Annotated in this window: 15 protein-coding genes; 12 read left to right on the forward strand and 3 right to left on the reverse strand. The window is 58.2% G+C overall.

Features of this window, described 5'->3' with window-relative positions:
- Positions 1–214: 214 nt before the first annotated feature.
- Positions 215–673 (forward strand): transposase, encoded by a 459-nt coding sequence (locus GHN92_RS10955; RefSeq protein ID WP_094999944.1) that lies wholly within the window; start codon positions 215–217, stop codon positions 671–673.
- Positions 674–829: 156 nt separating this feature from the next.
- On the forward strand, positions 830–1,813 hold the full coding sequence (locus GHN92_RS10960) for an alpha/beta hydrolase family protein (RefSeq protein ID WP_095026671.1): 984 nt from the start codon (positions 830–832) through the stop codon (positions 1,811–1,813).
- Between the two features lie 6 nt (positions 1,814–1,819).
- On the opposite strand, the gene GHN92_RS10965 is transcribed toward GHN92_RS10960, so the two are convergent.
- From GHN92_RS10965 to GHN92_RS10975, 3 genes are read right to left on the reverse strand one after another with little or no spacing between them, the layout of a single operon-like run.
- Positions 1,820–2,584, reverse strand: coding sequence for a DnaJ domain-containing protein (locus GHN92_RS10965; RefSeq protein WP_095026670.1), 765 nt, complete (start codon positions 2,582–2,584; stop codon positions 1,820–1,822).
- A gap of 1 nt (position 2,585) precedes the next feature.
- Positions 2,586–3,257, reverse strand: coding sequence for an N-acetylmuramate alpha-1-phosphate uridylyltransferase MurU (murU, locus tag GHN92_RS10970; protein ID WP_095019501.1), 672 nt, complete (start codon positions 3,255–3,257; stop codon positions 2,586–2,588).
- Positions 3,254–4,279, reverse strand: a complete 1,026-nt coding sequence (locus tag GHN92_RS10975; protein WP_095026669.1) for an aminoglycoside phosphotransferase family protein — start codon at positions 4,277–4,279, stop codon at positions 3,254–3,256. The genes murU and GHN92_RS10975 overlap by 4 nt, the downstream gene beginning before the upstream one ends.
- Positions 4,280–4,410: 131 nt before the next feature.
- Here GHN92_RS10975 and GHN92_RS10980 point away from each other — a divergent pair, with 131 nt between their 5' ends.
- The 10 genes from GHN92_RS10980 to GHN92_RS11025 all read left to right on the forward strand — a co-directional run bounded on the left by GHN92_RS10980 (position 4,411) and on the right by GHN92_RS11025 (position 17,184).
- Positions 4,411–7,164 (forward strand): LPS-assembly protein LptD, encoded by a 2,754-nt coding sequence (locus GHN92_RS10980; RefSeq protein WP_153380145.1) that lies wholly within the window; start codon positions 4,411–4,413, stop codon positions 7,162–7,164.
- Positions 7,139–8,479 (forward strand): peptidylprolyl isomerase SurA, encoded by a 1,341-nt coding sequence (surA, locus tag GHN92_RS10985; RefSeq protein ID WP_178084404.1) that lies wholly within the window; start codon positions 7,139–7,141, stop codon positions 8,477–8,479. Before GHN92_RS10980 ends, surA begins: the two co-directional genes overlap by 26 nt.
- Entirely contained in the window at positions 8,476–9,465 is a 990-nt protein-coding gene (pdxA, locus tag GHN92_RS10990; protein ID WP_094999937.1) for a 4-hydroxythreonine-4-phosphate dehydrogenase PdxA, read from the forward strand. Before surA ends, pdxA begins: the two co-directional genes overlap by 4 nt.
- Positions 9,462–10,280 (forward strand): 16S rRNA (adenine(1518)-N(6)/adenine(1519)-N(6))-dimethyltransferase RsmA, encoded by an 819-nt coding sequence (rsmA, locus tag GHN92_RS10995; protein WP_094999936.1) that lies wholly within the window; start codon positions 9,462–9,464, stop codon positions 10,278–10,280. Before pdxA ends, rsmA begins: the two co-directional genes overlap by 4 nt.
- Before the next feature lie 123 nt (positions 10,281–10,403).
- Positions 10,404–10,784, forward strand: a complete 381-nt coding sequence (apaG, locus tag GHN92_RS11000) for a Co2+/Mg2+ efflux protein ApaG (RefSeq protein WP_094999935.1) — start codon at positions 10,404–10,406, stop codon at positions 10,782–10,784.
- On the forward strand, positions 10,784–11,701 hold the full coding sequence (locus tag GHN92_RS11005; protein WP_094999934.1) for a symmetrical bis(5'-nucleosyl)-tetraphosphatase: 918 nt from the start codon (positions 10,784–10,786) through the stop codon (positions 11,699–11,701). The genes apaG and GHN92_RS11005 overlap by 1 nt, the downstream gene beginning before the upstream one ends.
- A complete protein-coding gene (gene glpE, locus GHN92_RS11010; protein WP_094999933.1) occupies positions 11,698–12,027 on the forward strand; it encodes a thiosulfate sulfurtransferase GlpE in 330 nt (109 codons plus the stop codon). Before GHN92_RS11005 ends, glpE begins: the two co-directional genes overlap by 4 nt.
- A 299-nt stretch (positions 12,028–12,326) precedes the next feature.
- Positions 12,327–14,249: a PrkA family serine protein kinase gene (locus GHN92_RS11015; protein WP_016782433.1), complete on the forward strand. Its 1,923-nt coding sequence runs from the start codon at positions 12,327–12,329 to the stop codon at positions 14,247–14,249.
- A gap of 101 nt (positions 14,250–14,350) precedes the next feature.
- The gene (locus GHN92_RS11020) at positions 14,351–15,625 is read left to right on the forward strand and encodes a YeaH/YhbH family protein (protein WP_153380147.1); all 1,275 of its coding nucleotides are present in this window, start codon (positions 14,351–14,353) and stop codon (positions 15,623–15,625) included.
- Positions 15,622–17,184: a SpoVR family protein gene (locus tag GHN92_RS11025; RefSeq protein WP_094999931.1), complete on the forward strand. Its 1,563-nt coding sequence runs from the start codon at positions 15,622–15,624 to the stop codon at positions 17,182–17,184. The genes GHN92_RS11020 and GHN92_RS11025 overlap by 4 nt, the downstream gene beginning before the upstream one ends.
- Positions 17,185–17,236: the final 52 nt, after the last annotated feature.

Here is a 17,236-nt window from a genome sequence, read left to right on the forward strand (position 1 = left end):
CGAGGCTGCGTTCGGTTGCGCAGCGACCGTAAACCCTCAACCCCGATTTTAGATGACACACCGTGTTGCCTGTTTTTACGACGGCTTCGCCGCCGAACGCAGCCTCGTTCCTTCGGCAGCTGCTACGCAAAGTGCAATATCCGGTTAAGTGTTCACTTTGATACTTGCCGATGGCTGATCTAGCGTTAGAAAAAAACAGACCGAGGGCAAAGGATTGCCAATTTCAAACAACGCTTGTCACCTGCGCACCGGGCGCTACTCCGAACCCGGCCACATATACCTGCTCACCGCCGTCACCGAGCTACGGCGACCCGTATTTACCGACTTCCATCTAGGCCGCCTTGTGGTGAACCAACTCCGGCATGCTCACGACGACGGCATCGTCAGGTCCATCGCCTGGGTGGTCATGCCTGACCACTGCCACTGGCTCGTAGAGTTACGTACCAAAACCCTGGGCGAGTTGATGTGCCGATTCAAGTCACGCAGCAGCATTACGGTCAATCAAGCATGCCGATCCAGTGAGCGAATCTGGCAAAGGGGCTATCACGACAGGGCTGTCAGACAGGAAGAGGACATTAAAAACATCGCCCGCTACATCATCAAAAACCCGATCCGCTCTCAACTGACCTCGCGGATCGGTGATTACCCCCTGTGGGATGCCTGCTGGATCTAGACCCGAGCCGTACGCATTTTCTCGCTACGCCCACGCAACCACATCAGGAGCCGATAACTCACAGAGAGCAAAAACATTTCATCTCAACCGTCATACCCTGACAAATACTGATCAACCCATTACGCTGCCGGTACTACTTCTGGCCTGGAATAACCGATGCTTTCTTATCGTCTGGCACTACCGGCTTTGTGCCTGTCGCTGATATTGCCGTTCGCCCTGCCAGTGCTTGCAGCCGATACCAAGCCCCAAGTCGAGCCAGAACCCGCAGTTCGCGCGCCCCTGCCCGAGCGCAGTCAGGAAGAAGCGGCGGCCCTTGAGCGGCAATTGCCGCAACATGAGCAACAACAACTGCAAGCACCCAATGACAGTTTTCTCGCCCTGTGGAAGCCCGCAAACAGCAGCGCCCCCGAGGGTGCGGTCATCATCATCCCCGGAGCCGGTGAAACCGCTGACTGGCCACTGACCGTCAGCCCTCTGCGCAACAAGCTGCCGGACGCCAACTGGGCCAGCCTGAGCCTGAGTCTGCCGGACATGCAAAGCGAAGCCAGCCAGCCGCGCGAAGCCGAACCAGAGAAACCTCCTGCTGCAATTGCGACTGACAGTAGCAGCAAGGCAGCCACCACCACGGCCAAACCCATCGAGCAGGCCGCCAGTGACGGCACCGAAAGCACGGAACCCGAAGCGGCTCAAACCGGGCAAGACCTGGACAAGGCCGATGCCGAGCGCATCTTCGCCCGTATTGATGCAGCGATTGCCTTTGCCCAGCACCAGAACATGCGCACTGTCGTTCTGCTCGGCCATGGTTCCGGGGCCTACTGGGCGTCGCGTTATATCAGTACCAAGCATCCTGCCCAGATCCAGAAACTGATCATGGTGTCTGCCCGCAAACCTGTGTTGGCAGAGCCGGACCTGAGCCAGTTGACCCCGGCCCTCAACGTGGCGCTGCTGGATATCTTCTATAAAGACCAACCCCTGGCCCGCGAAGCCGCCCTGCAAAGATTGCAGGCCAGCAAGCGAGCCAACGGGTCGAATTTCAAGCAGGTCGGATTGCTCGCCACCCCGGGCAACCGGGATGGTGAACAGGAGCAGTTGTTTCGCCGTGTACGCGGCTGGCTCAGCCCGCAACCTGTGGATAAGTAAACTGCGCTAAAAACCACGCCGTTCACGGATCGAGGCGTAGGCCTGGTGCAGTTCACGGGTTTTTTCCGTGGCCTCGCGCACCTGCGCCGGGCCCGCACCGCTGCCGGCAACCTTGTCAGGGTGATGACGACTGAGCAGGCGGCGATAGGCTCGCTTGATTTGCTCAGGATCACTGGCCTCGGTCACCCCCAGCAGAAGCAGCGCTTGCCGGTAGGTACCGCCACGGGTCGCCAGCGGTTTGGGCTGAGGCTCATGTTCGCCACCCAACACCAGAACCTGTTGGCGGGTCCAGCCCAGCCAGCCCCCCCAAAGCACTATCAGCTCACGTTCCTGGGGAGCCACCCGGCCATCGGCCAGGATCATTCGCCAGCAGGCACGCAATACACCTTCTGCCGCATGAGGCTGAGCCTTGAGCCGTTTCAGGTAACCGCGCAGCGAATCAGTACCGGATTTGCCACGGTTGAACGCGGTAATGGCACGCTTTTGCGCTGCAGGCTCCATATCGAGCTGACGCATTTCCAGCCGCGCCTGCTCGATATGCTTGCCCACCACCTGTCCGCCGCTTTTGGCCAGACGACCGAGCAACACAAACAACAACTCATCGTTGCGCAGCACCGGCCGGGCACCAAAACGCTCAAGCAGATCGGCCCAACTGTGCAGTTGCAAGCGCCGGTCGAGCGCCTGCCCCAGTAAAGCACCGAGCATGGCCCCCGGAATACTGGCTATGAAAAAGCCTGCTCCGGCTCCGAGCAGAGTCCCTGGCCACAACATTCTAGCGCGCGTCCTTGATCAACGACTCGACCTCGGCCAGGCGCTCGTGCGTCCCTACATCCACCCAATGCCCTTGCAATCGCTCACCTGTCACTAGCCCTGCCGCCATGGCGTTACGTAATAGCGGTGCCAGTTTGAATGCACCCGCCGTACAGCCCCTGAACAGATCGGGGTGAAGCACGGCGATACCGCTGTAGGTCAGCGTATCGGCACCCGACATGCCATCTTGAACCTGTCCGCCGCTCAAGCTGAAATCACCGCTCGTGTGGTGTGCCGGGTTATCCACAAGAACCAGATGAGCCAGCCCGGTCAACGGCTGACGCAAGGCAGCAAACTCGTAATCGGTCCAGATATCACCGTTCACCACGGCAAAGGGTTCATCGCCAAGCAACGCCAGCGCCTGGAAAATTCCGCCACCGGTCTCTAGCGGTTCGCCTTCCGGGGAGTACTGGATGCTGACACCAAACTGCGAACCGTCGCCCAGATGATCTTCAATTTGCTGACCCAGCCAGGCATGGTTGATCACAATGTCGGTAAAACCTGCCGCGGCCAGCGCCCGCAAGTGGTACTCAATCAACGGCACGCCACCCACACGCACCAAGGGCTTTGGTGTATGCAGGGTCAGTGGCCGCAAGCGCTCGCCCTTACCGGCGGCCAGAATCATCGCTTTCATGCATCGACCTCGCTGACCAGCCCCAGGCTGCTGAACAACTCACCCAGCTCTGCCAGCTCGGGACGTCGCGCCAGCACAGCTTCTATATAAGAGAAGAAGCGCGGTACATCGGCCAGATAGCGTGGTTTGCCATCGCGATGACAAATGCGGGCAAAAATGCCGATCACTTTCAAATGCCGCTGCACACCCATCAGGTCGCTGGCGCGCAAGAATTCTTCAAAATCGCGCTGCACCGGGATGCCCAACGGCAGCGCCAGCTTCCAGTAATCCTGCAGCCAGTTGCGCACACGCTCTTCAGGCCAGCTCAAGAAGGCGTCCTTGAACAGGCACGTAATGTCGTACGTCACCGGGCCATACACTGCGTCCTGGAAATCCAGCACCCCAGGATTGGGAATGCTGAGCATCAGGTTGCGTGGCATAAAATCGCGGTGCACCAGCACTTTGGGCTGCGCCAGGGCACTGTCGATCAGCAGCGTACTGACTCGTTGCCAGACGGCCTGTTGCTGCTCATTGAAATCCACCCCCAGGTGAGCTCGCACGTACCACTCGGGGAACAGCTCCAGCTCGCGGCGCAACAAGGCCACGTCATAGCTGGGCAAAGGCTCGTTCATCGGCAATTGCTGAAAGGCCAGCAAGGCTTCAATGGCATCCTTGAACAACTCGTCGGCGTTGCTGTTGTTGATCACGTCCAGGAAGGTCTTGTTACCCAGATCGTTGAGCAATAGAAAGCCGCGATCAAGATCCTGAGCGTAAATTTTCGGTACGTTAATCAGGCAAGTTCGCAAAAAATCAGCAATATCGACGAAAGGTTTGCAGTTTTCATGGGGCGGCGGCGCGTCCATGACAACAAAACTGCGGCCCTCGCCCTCCCAGCGAAAATAGCGTCTGAAGCTCGCATCGCTACTGGCAGCAGTCAACGTGGCCGGGGGCACAGCTCCCCAACCCTCATTCTCGAACACGGTTGCCAGCTGCTCATCCAGCCAAACTTTCAGGTGTTGCAGGCGTACATCTTGGTCAGGCATTACAAGGGTCTCCGACGGCGCTAGCCGTCAAGCGGGTCATGCTTTATTATCCAGAATCTTTTCCAGACCATCGATAGGCGTGCGGTCCCCCACCGCGGGCTGATGGCACGCAGGAAGCCCGGACTAATAAGATGGCATTGAAATCCCCCGCGTTTCGTAAAAAATTTCCGTTGCTGGTAACCGGCAGTTTGCTGGCCATGCAACCTCTCGCCACGCCGTTCGCGTTTGCCGAGGAGCAGTATGACTGTTCCGTGTCGGCTACGGGGGGCTGGGATTGCGCACCAAAAACCAACGTGGCGCAACTGCCACCGCGTCCTGCGCACGGTGACGGGTCTGTGGGTGCCAGCGGTGAAACCAGCGAGCAGGCCAAACAGGCCCCGCTGGTCACCGAGGCCAAAGGCCGTGGGCTCAAGGCGCGCAGTGACGATTACAGTCACCTCGACTGGGTGCCCCGGGACAAGCTGACCGCTGCGCAGTTGGCCGAAACCGGCCCGTACTGCTCCGGTTCGTACGTAGAGCCCATCCGTCCGGGCATGAACGACCCCACCAGCAAAAGCGACGCCCCGACCTTTATCGGCGCCAAAGCCTCCCGCTATGAGCAGGAAGAGCAGGTTGCGACCCTGGCCGGTGACGTAGTCATGCGCCAGGGCAGCATGCAGATCGAAGCCGACGAAGCCAGCCTGTACCAGGCTGAAAGCCGTGGCGAGCTCAACGGCAAGGTGCGCCTGCGTGACAACGGCGCACTGATCGTCGGCGACCACGCCGATGTGCAACTGGACACGGGTGCGGCCAAGGTCGACAACGCCGAATATGTGCTGCACAAGTCGCGCATCCGCGGCAGTGCGCTGTATGCCAAGCGTGCCGAAGACTCGATCATCCGCCTCAAGGATGGTACCTACACCACCTGCGAGCCAAACAGCAACGCCTGGCAGCTCAAGGGCAATAACATCACGTTGAACCCGGCCACCGGTTTCGGTACGGCCACCAACGTGACGCTGCGGGTCAAGGACATTCCGGTGTTCTACACCCCGTACATCTATTTCCCGATCGACGATCGCCGCCAGTCCGGTTTCCTGCCGCCGTCCTTCAGCAGCAGCACCGACACCGGCTTTATGCTCGTGACCCCGTACTACTTCAACCTGGCACCCAACTACGATGCCACGTTGTACCCGCGCTACATGACCAAGCGCGGCCTGTTGATGGAAGGCGAGTTCCGCTACCTGACCGAATCGAGCGAAGGCCAGTTCGGTGCCGCGTACCTCAACGACGACAACGACGACCGCAAGCGCCAGACCGACTACACCGACAAGCGCTACATGCTTAACTGGCAGCACAAGGGTGGTCTCGACTCCCGTGTACTGACCGAAGTCGACTACACCAAAATCAGCGATCCGTATTACTTCCAGGACCTGGAAAGTGACCAGATCGGCGTTGAAAGCCGTGACTTCCTGAACCAGCAAGGCGCCGTCAGCTACCGTGGCGATGACTACACCGCCAAACTGAACGTGCAGGCCTATCAACTGGCCACCGTTACCCAGATCACGCCTTACGACAAGCTGCCGCAACTTACCCTCGATGGCATGCTGCCAAATCATTCGGGTGGCCTGAACTTCGCCTACAACACCGAGCTGGTACGGTTTGACCGCAGCCTGGAAAACGGCCAGTACACCAACGAGGACGGCACCACCGCCAATCGTCTGGATACCAACGTGACCGGCCTGGCCCGTGCCAACGGCACACGCATGAACCTTGCCCCAAGTGTCAGCCTGCCGCTGAACTGGAGCTATGGCTTCCTGACGCCGTCCCTGAAGTACATGTACACCCAGTACGATCTGGATCTGGATGGCACCGGCAAGACTCAGTTGACCAGTGCTGGTGGCAAGTTCGACAGCTCGGTCAACCGCAGCGTGCCAATCGCCAGCGTTGACAGCGGCCTGTACTTCGACCGCAACACCAACTGGTTCGGCACCGACTACCGCCAGACCCTGGAGCCGCGGGCGTTCTACCTGTATGTGCCGGAACGCAATCAGGATGACATCCCGATCTTCGACACCAGCGAAAGCACCTTCAGCTATTCCTCGCTGTGGCGTGACAACCGCTTTACCGGTACTGACCGTGTAGGCGACGAGAACAAGCTGTCGCTGGGTCTGACCAGCCGCCTGATCGAAGACAACGGCTTTGAACGTCAACGCATCAGCGTGGGCCAGGCCTACTACTTCAAGGATCGCAAGGTTCAGTTGCCAGGTATTGATGCTGACCGTGCCGATGCGACTGCCGGCATGTCTCCGTATGCACTGGAATACGCCTATCGCTTCAACCGCGACTGGCGTGCAACCGCTGACTACAACTGGGACCCGGAAAGCCACAGCCCGCGCTCAGGCAGTGCGATGATGCACTACCAGCCTGAAGACAACCCGAACAAGGTGGTCAACGTCGGCTATCGCTACCGCAACGACCAGGTTCGCTACGACCAGTACACCGGTAAATGGGTAGTGGGCGGTGGTGACTACGGCACCCCTGGCCAACCGGGTTACATCAAGGATTACTACAAAATCCAGCAGCACGACTTCTCGGTTATCTGGCCGATCGTGCCGCAATGGAACGCCATCAGCCGCTGGCAGTACGACTACAACCGCAACCGTACCCTGGAAGCCTTCGGTGGCTTCGAGTACGACAACTGCTGCTGGAAGCTTCGTCTGATCAGCCGTTACTGGGTATCCAACGACGAGTACACCCAGGAAGCCCCTCAAAACGAGAAGGGCGACCATGGTCTCTTCCTCCAAGTTGTGCTGAAAGGTCTCGGTGGCGTTGTTGGCACCAAAGTAGAGAGCTTCCTCGACAAAGGCATCCAAGGTTATCGTGAACGTGAAGATCAAGCTTTCTGAGTGTCTGCGCCCGCTAATGCTGGGCGCGTTGTTCCTGGGTACTGCAGCCAGCGCTGCAGTACAGCCCCTGGATAAAGTGGTGGCCATCGTCGACAACGACGTGATCATGCAGAGCCAACTGGACCAGCGTGTCCACGAAGTTCAGCAAACCATCGCCAAGCGTGGCCAGGGCGTACCGCCTGCCAGTGTTCTGGATCAGCAAGTGCTTGAGCGCCTGATCGTCGAAAACCTGCAACTGCAGATCGGCGAGCGTTCAGGCATTCGCATCACGGACGAAGAACTGAACCAGGCTATCGGCACCATTGCCCAGCGCAACAACATGACCATCGAGCAATTCCGTCAGGCCCTGGCCCACGACGGTCTGTCGTATGAAGATGCCCGTGAACAGGTGCGTCGCGAGATGATCATCAGCCGTGTGCGTCAACGCCGCGTGGCTGAGCGCATTCAGGTCACGGATCAGGAAGTGAAAAACTTCCTGGCCTCGGACCTTGGCAAAATGCAGATGTCCGAAGAATTCCACCTGGCCAATATCCTGATCCCGACGCCTGAAAGCGCGAGCTCGGAAGCCATCCAGAACGCGGCAAAGCAAGCTGAAGAGGTCTACAACAAGCTCAAGCAGGGCGCTGACTTTGCCCAAATGGCCATCGCCCGCTCCGGCAGCGACACGGCACTGGAAGGTGGCGACATGGGCTGGCGTAAAGCTGCTCAACTGCCTCCCCCTTTCGACCGCATGCTCAGTGAGATGCCTGTAGGCGACGTTACACCTCCAGTACGCACGCCAGGCGGCTTCATCATCCTCAAGCTGAACGCGAAACGCGGCGGTGGATCAGTGGTGGTGGACGAAGTCCATGTCCGTCATATCCTGATCAAGCCAAGCGAAATTCGTACTGAAGCGCAAACCAAAGAACTGGCAGCCAAAATCTACGACCGCATTACGTCGGGCGAAGACTTTGCCACCCTGGCCAAGACTTACTCGGAAGACCCGGGCTCCGCCCTCAACGGCGGCGACCTGAACTGGGTTGACCCGAATTCGCTGGTGCCCGAGTTCCGCGAAGCCATGGCCGACACTCCGCAAGGTGTGCTGTCCAAGCCGTTCAAGACCCAATACGGCTGGCATGTTCTGGAAGTCCTTGGCCGTCGTGCCACTGACAGCACCACCCAAGCGCGCGAGCAACAGGCTATGAACGCTCTACGTAACCGCAAATACGATGAAGAGCTGCAATCCTGGCTGCGTCAGATCCGCGACGAAGCCTATGTTGAAATCAAGCTGCCAGGCGCAACCGGTACTGACAGCGCAGGCCAGGCCGCGCAGTGAACACACAGCGTTTTGCCCTGACACCCGGCGAACCGGCAGGCATAGGTCCCGACCTGTGCCTGCTACTCGCCTCGCAACACCAGCCACACCCCCTGATCGCCATCACCAGCTGCGACCTGCTCCTTGAGCGGGCCGCGCAGCTCGGTGTGGCTGTCAGCCTGCTACCGGTCGAGCCGGGCAACTGGCCCGATCAGCCGGCTCCGGCAGGCAGCCTGTACGTGTGGGACACCCCGTTGAACGCCACGGTTACCGCCGGCAAGCTGGACAAGGCCAACGCAGCCTTTGTGCTGCAGACCCTCACACGCGCCGCCCAGGGCTGCGTGGATGGCGACTTTGCCGGCATGATCACCGCCCCGGTGCATAAGGGCGTGATCAACGAAGCGGGCATCCCGTTCTCCGGGCATACCGAATTCCTCGCCGACCTGACCCATACACCGCAGGTCGTGATGATGCTTGCCACCCGCGGACTGCGCGTGGCATTGGTCACCACTCACCTGCCCCTGCGTCAGGTCAGCGATGCAATCACCCCCGAGCGACTGATGCGGGTCACCCGCATTCTGCACGCCGACCTAAAACAAAAATTTGGCATCGCCCGGCCGCGCATCCTGGTTTGCGGGCTCAACCCCCATGCAGGTGAAGGCGGCCATTTGGGCCACGAAGAAACAGACATCATCGAACCAACCCTGGAGCGCCTGCGCAGCGAGGGCATGGACCTGCGTGGCCCGCTGCCTGCCGACACTCTGTTTACCCCCAAATATCTGGAACACTGCGACGCAGTGCTGGCGATGTACCACGACCAAGGCCTGCCCGTACTCAAGTACAAAGGGTTTGGTGCCGCAGTCAACATCACCCTGGGCTTGCCGATTATCCGCACCTCTGTCGACCACGGCACCGCCCTGGATCTGGCGGGTAGTGGCAAGATCGATACCGGCAGCCTGCAAGTCGCCCTGGAAACCGCCTACCAGATGGCCGAGACCCGTATATGAACGAGCAATATCAACACAAGGCGCGCAAGCGCTTTGGTCAGAACTTCCTGCACGATGCCGGGGTTATCGACCGCATCCTGCGCGCCATCAACGCCAAGGCTGGCGAACGCCTGCTGGAAATCGGCCCGGGCCAGGGTGCCCTCACCGAAGGCATTCTCAACAGCGGTGGCCAGCTCGACGTTGTGGAGCTCGACAAGGATCTGGTGCCGATCCTCAACCGCCAGTTTGCCGGCATGAGCAACTTCACCCTGCACCAGGGTGATGCCCTGAAGTTCGACTTCAAGAGCCTCAATGCTGCCCCTCGCACCCTGCGCGTGGTTGGTAACCTGCCGTACAACATCTCCACGCCGCTGATTTTTCACCTGCTGAAAAACGCCGAGCTGATCCGCGACATGCACTTCATGCTGCAAAAAGAAGTGGTTGAGCGCATGGCCGCCGGGCCTGGCGGTGGTGATTGGGGTCGTCTGTCGATCATGGTTCAGTACCACTGCCGCGTCGAACACCTGTTCAACGTAGGCCCGGGTGCATTCAACCCGCCGCCGAAAGTTGATTCAGCGATTGTCCGTCTGGTGCCCCACGAAGTGCTGCCGCATCCGGCCAAAGACCACCGCCTGCTTGAGCGCGTGGTTCGCGAAGCCTTCAACCAGCGCCGCAAGACCCTGCGCAACACCCTCAAAGCCTTGCTCAGCAACGCTGAAATCGAAGCCGCAGGCGTCGATGGCAGCAAACGCCCGGAGCAACTCGACCTGGCCGCCTTCGTGCGCCTGGCCGACAAGCTCAGCGAGCAACCGGTCGTGGCGCCCGCCGCCGACTGATCGCCGAGAAAAAACGGGTACCCGGCCAGACGCCACGTCTAGCCGGGTACCCGCTGTTTGGCCTAGACTCAGGCATCAGTTTTATCCCGAACTGTGTCTTCGCTTTCAAGTAAGGCCTCTCGCATGCACGATCCCCGCTATCTGGTCGACGTCAGCGTCGTCACACGTTACCTGCCAGAACAATCACAGCCCGAGCATCAGCGCTTTGCCTTTGCGTACACCATCACGGTACGCAATAACGGTTCAATACCTGCCAAGCTGTTGTCACGGCACTGGGTAATCACCGACGGCGATGGTCATGTAGAAGAAGTCCGTGGCGCCGGTGTTGTAGGACTGCAACCCAAGATTGATCCCGGCAGCGAGCACACCTACAGCAGTGGGTCGGTCATCACGACCAAAGTCGGCACCATGCAGGGCAGCTACCTGATGCATGCCGATGACGGTCATGAGTTCAAAGCCATTATTGCGCCTTTTCGCCTGGCGGTACCCGGAGCCCTGCACTGATGGCGGTGTATGCCGTTGGCGACTTGCAAGGCTGCCTGAAACCGCTCAAGCGCCTGCTCGAACGCGTGGCCTTCGACCCCACCAAAGACAAGCTCTGGCTGGTGGGCGACCTGGTCAACCGCGGTCCCGAATCACTGGAAACCCTGCGCTTTCTGTATCGCATGCGCGAGTCGCTGGTGTGTGTACTGGGCAACCATGACCTGCACCTGCTGGCCGTGGGGCGCAATATCGAACGCCTGAAAAAAGGCGACACTTTGCGCGAAATTCTCCAGGCCCCCGATTGCGATGAGTTGTTGAACTGGCTGCGTCAGCAACCGCTGCTGCATTACGATGCCGAGCGTGAGGTTGCACTGGTGCATGCCGGAATACCGCCCCAGTGGACGCTGAAAAAAGCCCTCAAATGCGCCAGCGAAGTCGAACAGGCGCTGCGCGATGACAACCTTGTCGGCCCCTATCTCGACGGCATGTACGGCAACGACCCGGCCAAATGGGATAACGGACTGACCGGCGTTACCCGGTTGCGGGTTATTACCAACTATTTCACCCGTATGCGGTTCTGCACCCGGGACGGCAAGCTCGACCTGAAAAGCAAAGAAGGCGTAGGTACTGCACCGCCCGGCTTCGCTCCATGGTTCAGCTACAAAGAACGCAAAACCCAAGGCCTCAAGATCATCTTCGGGCATTGGGCAGCACTGGAAGGCAACTGCAAGGAACCCGGCATCTTCGCACTCGATACCGGCTGTGTCTGGGGCGGCGCCATGACCCTGCTCAATGTCGACACCGGCCAACGCCTGCTCTGCGATTGCGACGATCCGACACTTGCCGTACCCGGCATTGCCCCACACTCCGCACCAACTTCCCAACCCTTGGGCGCCAGCCAGCCGCGCCCGCTTTCAGGCCACAGGAATTTCCCATGACCGAATTCAAACGCATCCCGCCAGAACAGGCTCAGGCCCTGCGCGAACAAGGCGCCGTAGTCGTCGACGTGCGTGACCCGCAAGCTTTCGCCGCCAATCACATCAGCGGTTCAAAACATCTGGACAACCACTCGCTGCACGATTTCATCGCCAACGCCGACCTCGACGCCCCTCTGATCGTGGCCTGCTACCACGGCAACTCCAGCCAGAGCGCTGCGGCGTATCTTGTCGGCCAAGGCTTTAGCGAGGTCTACAGCCTGGATGGCGGCTTCGAGTTGTGGCGTACCACTTACCCGGACGAAACCGCCCAAAGCCCGGGCGAATAATATTTTTATCAGCCCCAGCCCCCGTGATCAGAGGGCTTGGGGCCTGCCTGACCAACGGTCTAAGGCAACAATTCACGCATCTGACCTTGACCTCCCGTATTACCAACTATCCTTTACCTCAGGCCATCCAAATCTGGGGAGAGCCGGTACACCGGCGAATGGATCATCGGTAGTAACTTCAAGGGGTTAGCCACCTTGATGGTGTCCTGGGGGGTACACAGCAGCTGAAATGCTGCTGCATGCCAGCACTCGAACTGACCGATCTATCGCCGACTCCACGTATCGAGCGAGGTGACGTCATGAGTATTTTTAGCCACTTCCAACAACGCTTCGAGTCCACACGCCAGGAAGAGCTTACGCTCCAGGAATATCTTGAGCTGTGCAAACAGGACAAAAGCACTTACGCCTCAGCCGCAGAACGGCTACTGCTGGCCATTGGCGAGCCGGAACTGCTGGACACCTCAACCGACTCCCGGCTGTCGAGGATTTTCTCCAACAAGGTGATTCGCCGCTACCCGGCCTTTGAAGACTTCCACGGAATGGAAGAATGCATCGACCAGATAGTTTCCTACTTCCGCCATGCCGCACAGGGCCTGGAAGAGAAAAAACAAATCCTTTACCTGCTGGGCCCGGTAGGGGGCGGCAAGTCATCCCTTGCCGAAAAGCTCAAACAGTTGATTGAAAAAGTCCCCTTCTATGCAATCAAGGGCTCACCGGTTTTCGAGTCGCCTTTGGGCCTGTTCAACGCCACCGAAGATGGCGCGATCCTCGAAGAAGACTTCGGCATTCCCAAACGCTACCTGAGCACCATCATGTCGCCGTGGGCCACCAAGCGCCTTGCCGAGTTTGGCGGTGATATCAGCCAGTTCCGCGTAGTAAAACTGTACCCGTCGATCCTCAACCAGATCGGTGTAGCCAAAACCGAACCCGGTGACGAAAACAACCAGGACATTTCGGCCCTTGTAGGTAAGGTCGATATCCGCAAACTGGAAGAATTCCCGCAGAACGATGCCGACGCCTACAGCTACTCGGGCGCTCTGTGCCGGTCCAACCAGGGCCTGATGGAGTTCGTCGAGATGTTCAAGGCACCCATCAAGGTGCTGCACCCACTGCTGACGGCTACCCAGGAAGGTAACTACAACAGTACCGAAGGCTTGGGCGCGATTCCGTTTACCGGCATCCTGCTTGCCCACTCCAACGAATCGGAATGGCATACCTTCCGCAACAACAAGAACAACGAAGCGTTTATCGACCGGATCTACATCGTCAAAGTACCGTACTGCCTGCGTGTCAGTGACGAAGTGAAAATCTACGACAAACTGCTGTTCAACAGCTCACTGGCCAAAGCCCATTGCGCACCCGACACCCTGAAGATGCTGGCCCAGTTCACCGTACTGTCGCGCCTCAAAGAACCGGAAAACTCCAACATCTACTCCAAGATGCGGGTTTATGACGGCGAGAACCTCAAGGACACCGACCCGAAAGCCAAGTCCATCCAGGAGTACCGTGACAACGCGGGTGTGGACGAAGGCATGAATGGCCTGTCGACCCGTTTTGCGTTCAAGATCCTGTCCAAGGTATTCAACTTCGACCCCCACGAAATTGCCGCCAACCCCGTGCACCTGCTTTATGTGCTCGAACAGCAGATCGAACAGGAACAATTCCAGGCCGAAACCCGCGAGCGCTACCTGCGTTTCCTCAAAGAATACCTGGCGCCGCGCTACATCGAATTTATCGGCAAGGAAATCCAGACCGCTTACCTGGAGTCCTACAGCGAATACGGGCAAAACATCTTCGACCGTTATGTGCTCTACGCCGACTTCTGGATTCAGGACCAGGAATACCGGGATCCGGAAACCGGCGAAATCCTCAACCGCGTGGCCCTCAACGAAGAGTTGGAAAAAATCGAGAAACCGGCTGGCATCAGCAATCCGAAAGATTTCCGCAACGAAATCGTCAACTTCGTACTGCGTGCCCGGGCCAACAACAACGGTAAGAATCCAACCTGGCTCAGTTACGAGAAACTGCGGGTGGTGATCGAGAAAAAAATGTTCTCCAACACCGAAGACCTGCTGCCGGTTATCAGTTTCAACGCCAAGGCAAGCAAAGAGGACCAGCAAAAACACAACGACTTTGTTACTCGAATGGTCGAACGTGGCTATACCGACAAACAAGTGCGGCTGCTCTCCGAGTGGTACCTGCGGGTCCGCAAGTCGCAGTGAAGCAGTTGTAAGCCTCAAGCCTCAAGCTGCAGGAAAAGGCATGGGTAAATGCCTGGACTTGCAGCTTGCAGCTCACAACTTGAAGCTGCCCGGAGGGCCTAATGAGCTATGTGATCGACCGACGCCTCAATGGCAAGAACAAGAGCACGGTTAACCGTCAGCGTTTTCTGCGTCGCTACCGTGACCACATTAAAAAGGCCGTAGAAGAGGCCGTGGGCCGCCGCTCCATTACGGATATGGAACATGGCGAGCAAATCAGCATCCCTGGCCGCGATATCGATGAACCGGTGATGCATCACGGGCGTGGTGGCAAGCAAACCGTGGTTCACCCCGGCAACAAGGAGTTTACCAGCGGCGAACATATCCCCCGGCCCCAAGGTGGATCGGGAGGTGGCGGCGGCCCTGGCAAAGCGGGGAACTCCGGCGAAGGCATGGACGAATTCGTGTTCCAGATCACTCAGGAAGAGTTCCTCGAATTCATGTTCGAAGACCTCGAACTGCCCAATCTGGTCAAACGCAACCTGACCGGCACCGACACGTTCAAAACCGTACGTGCCGGTATCAGCAACGAGGGCAACCCGTCTCGTATCAACATCATTCGTACCTTGCGCTCAGCTCACGCTCGACGCATCGCGCTGTCCGGCAGCAGCCGGGCGAAACTGCGGGAAGCCAAGGCCGAACTGGAGCGATTAAAACGCGAGGAGCCCGATAACTTCGGCGATATCAAGACCATCGAGGCCGAAATCGAGAAACTCAGCGCCCGCATTCATCGCGTGCCATTTCTCGACACCTTTGACCTCAAGTACAACCTGTTGATCAAACAGCCCAACCCCAGCTCCAAAGCCGTCATGTTCTGCCTCATGGACGTTTCAGGCTCCATGACCCAAGCCACCAAAGACATTGCCAAACGCTTTTTCATCCTTCTGTACCTGTTCCTGAAGCGTAACTACGACAAGATTGACGTAGTGTTTATTCGCCATCACACCAGCGCACGAGAGGTGGACGAAGAGGAGTTTTTCTATTCCCGGGAAACCGGCGGCACTATCGTCTCCAGCGCACTCAAACTGATGCAGGAGATCATGGCCGAACGCTACCCCACCAACGAATGGAACATCTACGCAGCCCAAGCCTCTGACGGAGACAACTGGAACGACGACTCACCCATCTGCCGCGACATTCTGATCAACCAGATCATGCCATTTGTGCAGTACTACACTTATGTAGAGATCACCCCGCGCGAACACCAGGCGCTCTGGTATGAGTACGAACGCATCAGCGAGGCGTTTTCCGACACCTTCGCTCAACAGCAACTGGTCTCGGCCGGCGATATTTATCCGGTCTTCCGTGAACTCTTCCAGCGCAGGTTATTGACATGACCGCCAAAGAGAATAAGCGCCAACCCATCTCCACCGGCTCAGAGTGGACCTTTGACCTGATCCAGGCGTATGACCGCGAAATCGGCCGCCTGGCTGGCCGCTATGCGCTGGACACTTACCCTAACCAGATCGAAGTCATCACCGCCGAACAAATGATGGATGCCTACGCATCAGTGGGCATGCCGCTGGGTTATCACCACTGGTCCTATGGCAAACACTTCCTTAGTACTGAAAAATCCTACACTCGGGGCCAGATGGGTCTGGCCTACGAAATCGTTATCAACTCAGACCCCTGCATTGCCTATCTGATGGAAGAAAACACCATCTGCATGCAGGCACTGGTAGTAGCCCACGCCTGCTATGGCCACAACAGCTTCTTCAAGGGCAACTACCTGTTCCGCACCTGGACTGACGCCAGTTCGATCATCGATTACCTGGTATTCGCCAAGCAATACATCATGCAATGTGAGGAACGCCACGGCATCGATGCGGTGGAAGACCTGCTCGATTCCTGCCATGCCTTGATGAACTACGGTGTGGACCGCTACAAAAGGCCTGACCCGATCTCTGCCGAGGAGGAGCGCCGTCGACAAAAGGAACGCGAAGAGCACCTGCAAAAACAGATCAACGACCTGTGGCGCACCATCCCCAAAAGCGCAGACAAGCTCAGCGAGAAGGACAACGCCCGTTTCCCCGAAGAGCCTCAGGAAAACATCCTCTACTTCCTGGAAAAACACGCCCCGCTTCTGGAACCCTGGCAGCGCGAAGTTGTACGTATCGTGCGCAAAATAGCCCAGTACTTTTATCCGCAGCGGCAAACACAAGTGATGAACGAGGGGTGGGCGACTTTCTGGCATTACACCTTGATGAACGACCTGTACGACGAAGGCCTGGTGACCGAGGGCTTTATGATGGAGTTCCTCATTTCCCACACCAGCGTGGTGTTCCAGCCCGGCTTTGACAGCCCTTACTACAGCGGTATCAACCCCTACGCGCTTGGGTTTGCGATGTATTGCGATATCCGGCGCATATGCGAACACCCGACCGAGGAGGATCGTTACTGGTTCCCGGACCTTGCGGGCAGCGACTGGCTGTCGAGCATCAAATTCGCCATGAGCAGCTTCAAGGACGAGAGTTTTATCCTGCAATACCTCTCACCCAAAGTGATCCGCGACCTGAAGCTGTTCAGCATCATGGACGACGATCAAAAAGACGACCTGCTGGTGCCAGCCATCCACGACGAAAATGGCTACCGCATCATTCGCGAAACCCTGGCCGCGCAATACAACCTGGGCAATCGCGAACCCAATATCCAGATCTGGAGCATCGACCGCCGGGGCGACCGTTCACTGACCCTGCGTCACCAGCAACATGACCGCAAACCCCTGGGCGACTCCACCGAAGAAGTTCTCAAGCACTTGCACCGCTTGTGGGGCTTCGACATCCATCTGGAAACACTGCAAGGCGACCAGGTCATGAAGGTCCACCATGTCCCGCCAAAAGGCGACCACGGTGAGATTGACCGCGGTCGCCTGGATATGGGAGCCATTCACCTGTAAAGCAGGCCTCCGTTAGCACGGCACACGCGCTATCCTGTCGCGCTAACGGAGG

Origin of the sequence: Pseudomonas sp. FSL R10-2964, assembly GCF_009600035.1 — a bacterium.
GTDB lineage: Bacteria > Pseudomonadota > Gammaproteobacteria > Pseudomonadales > Pseudomonadaceae > Aquipseudomonas > Aquipseudomonas bubulae.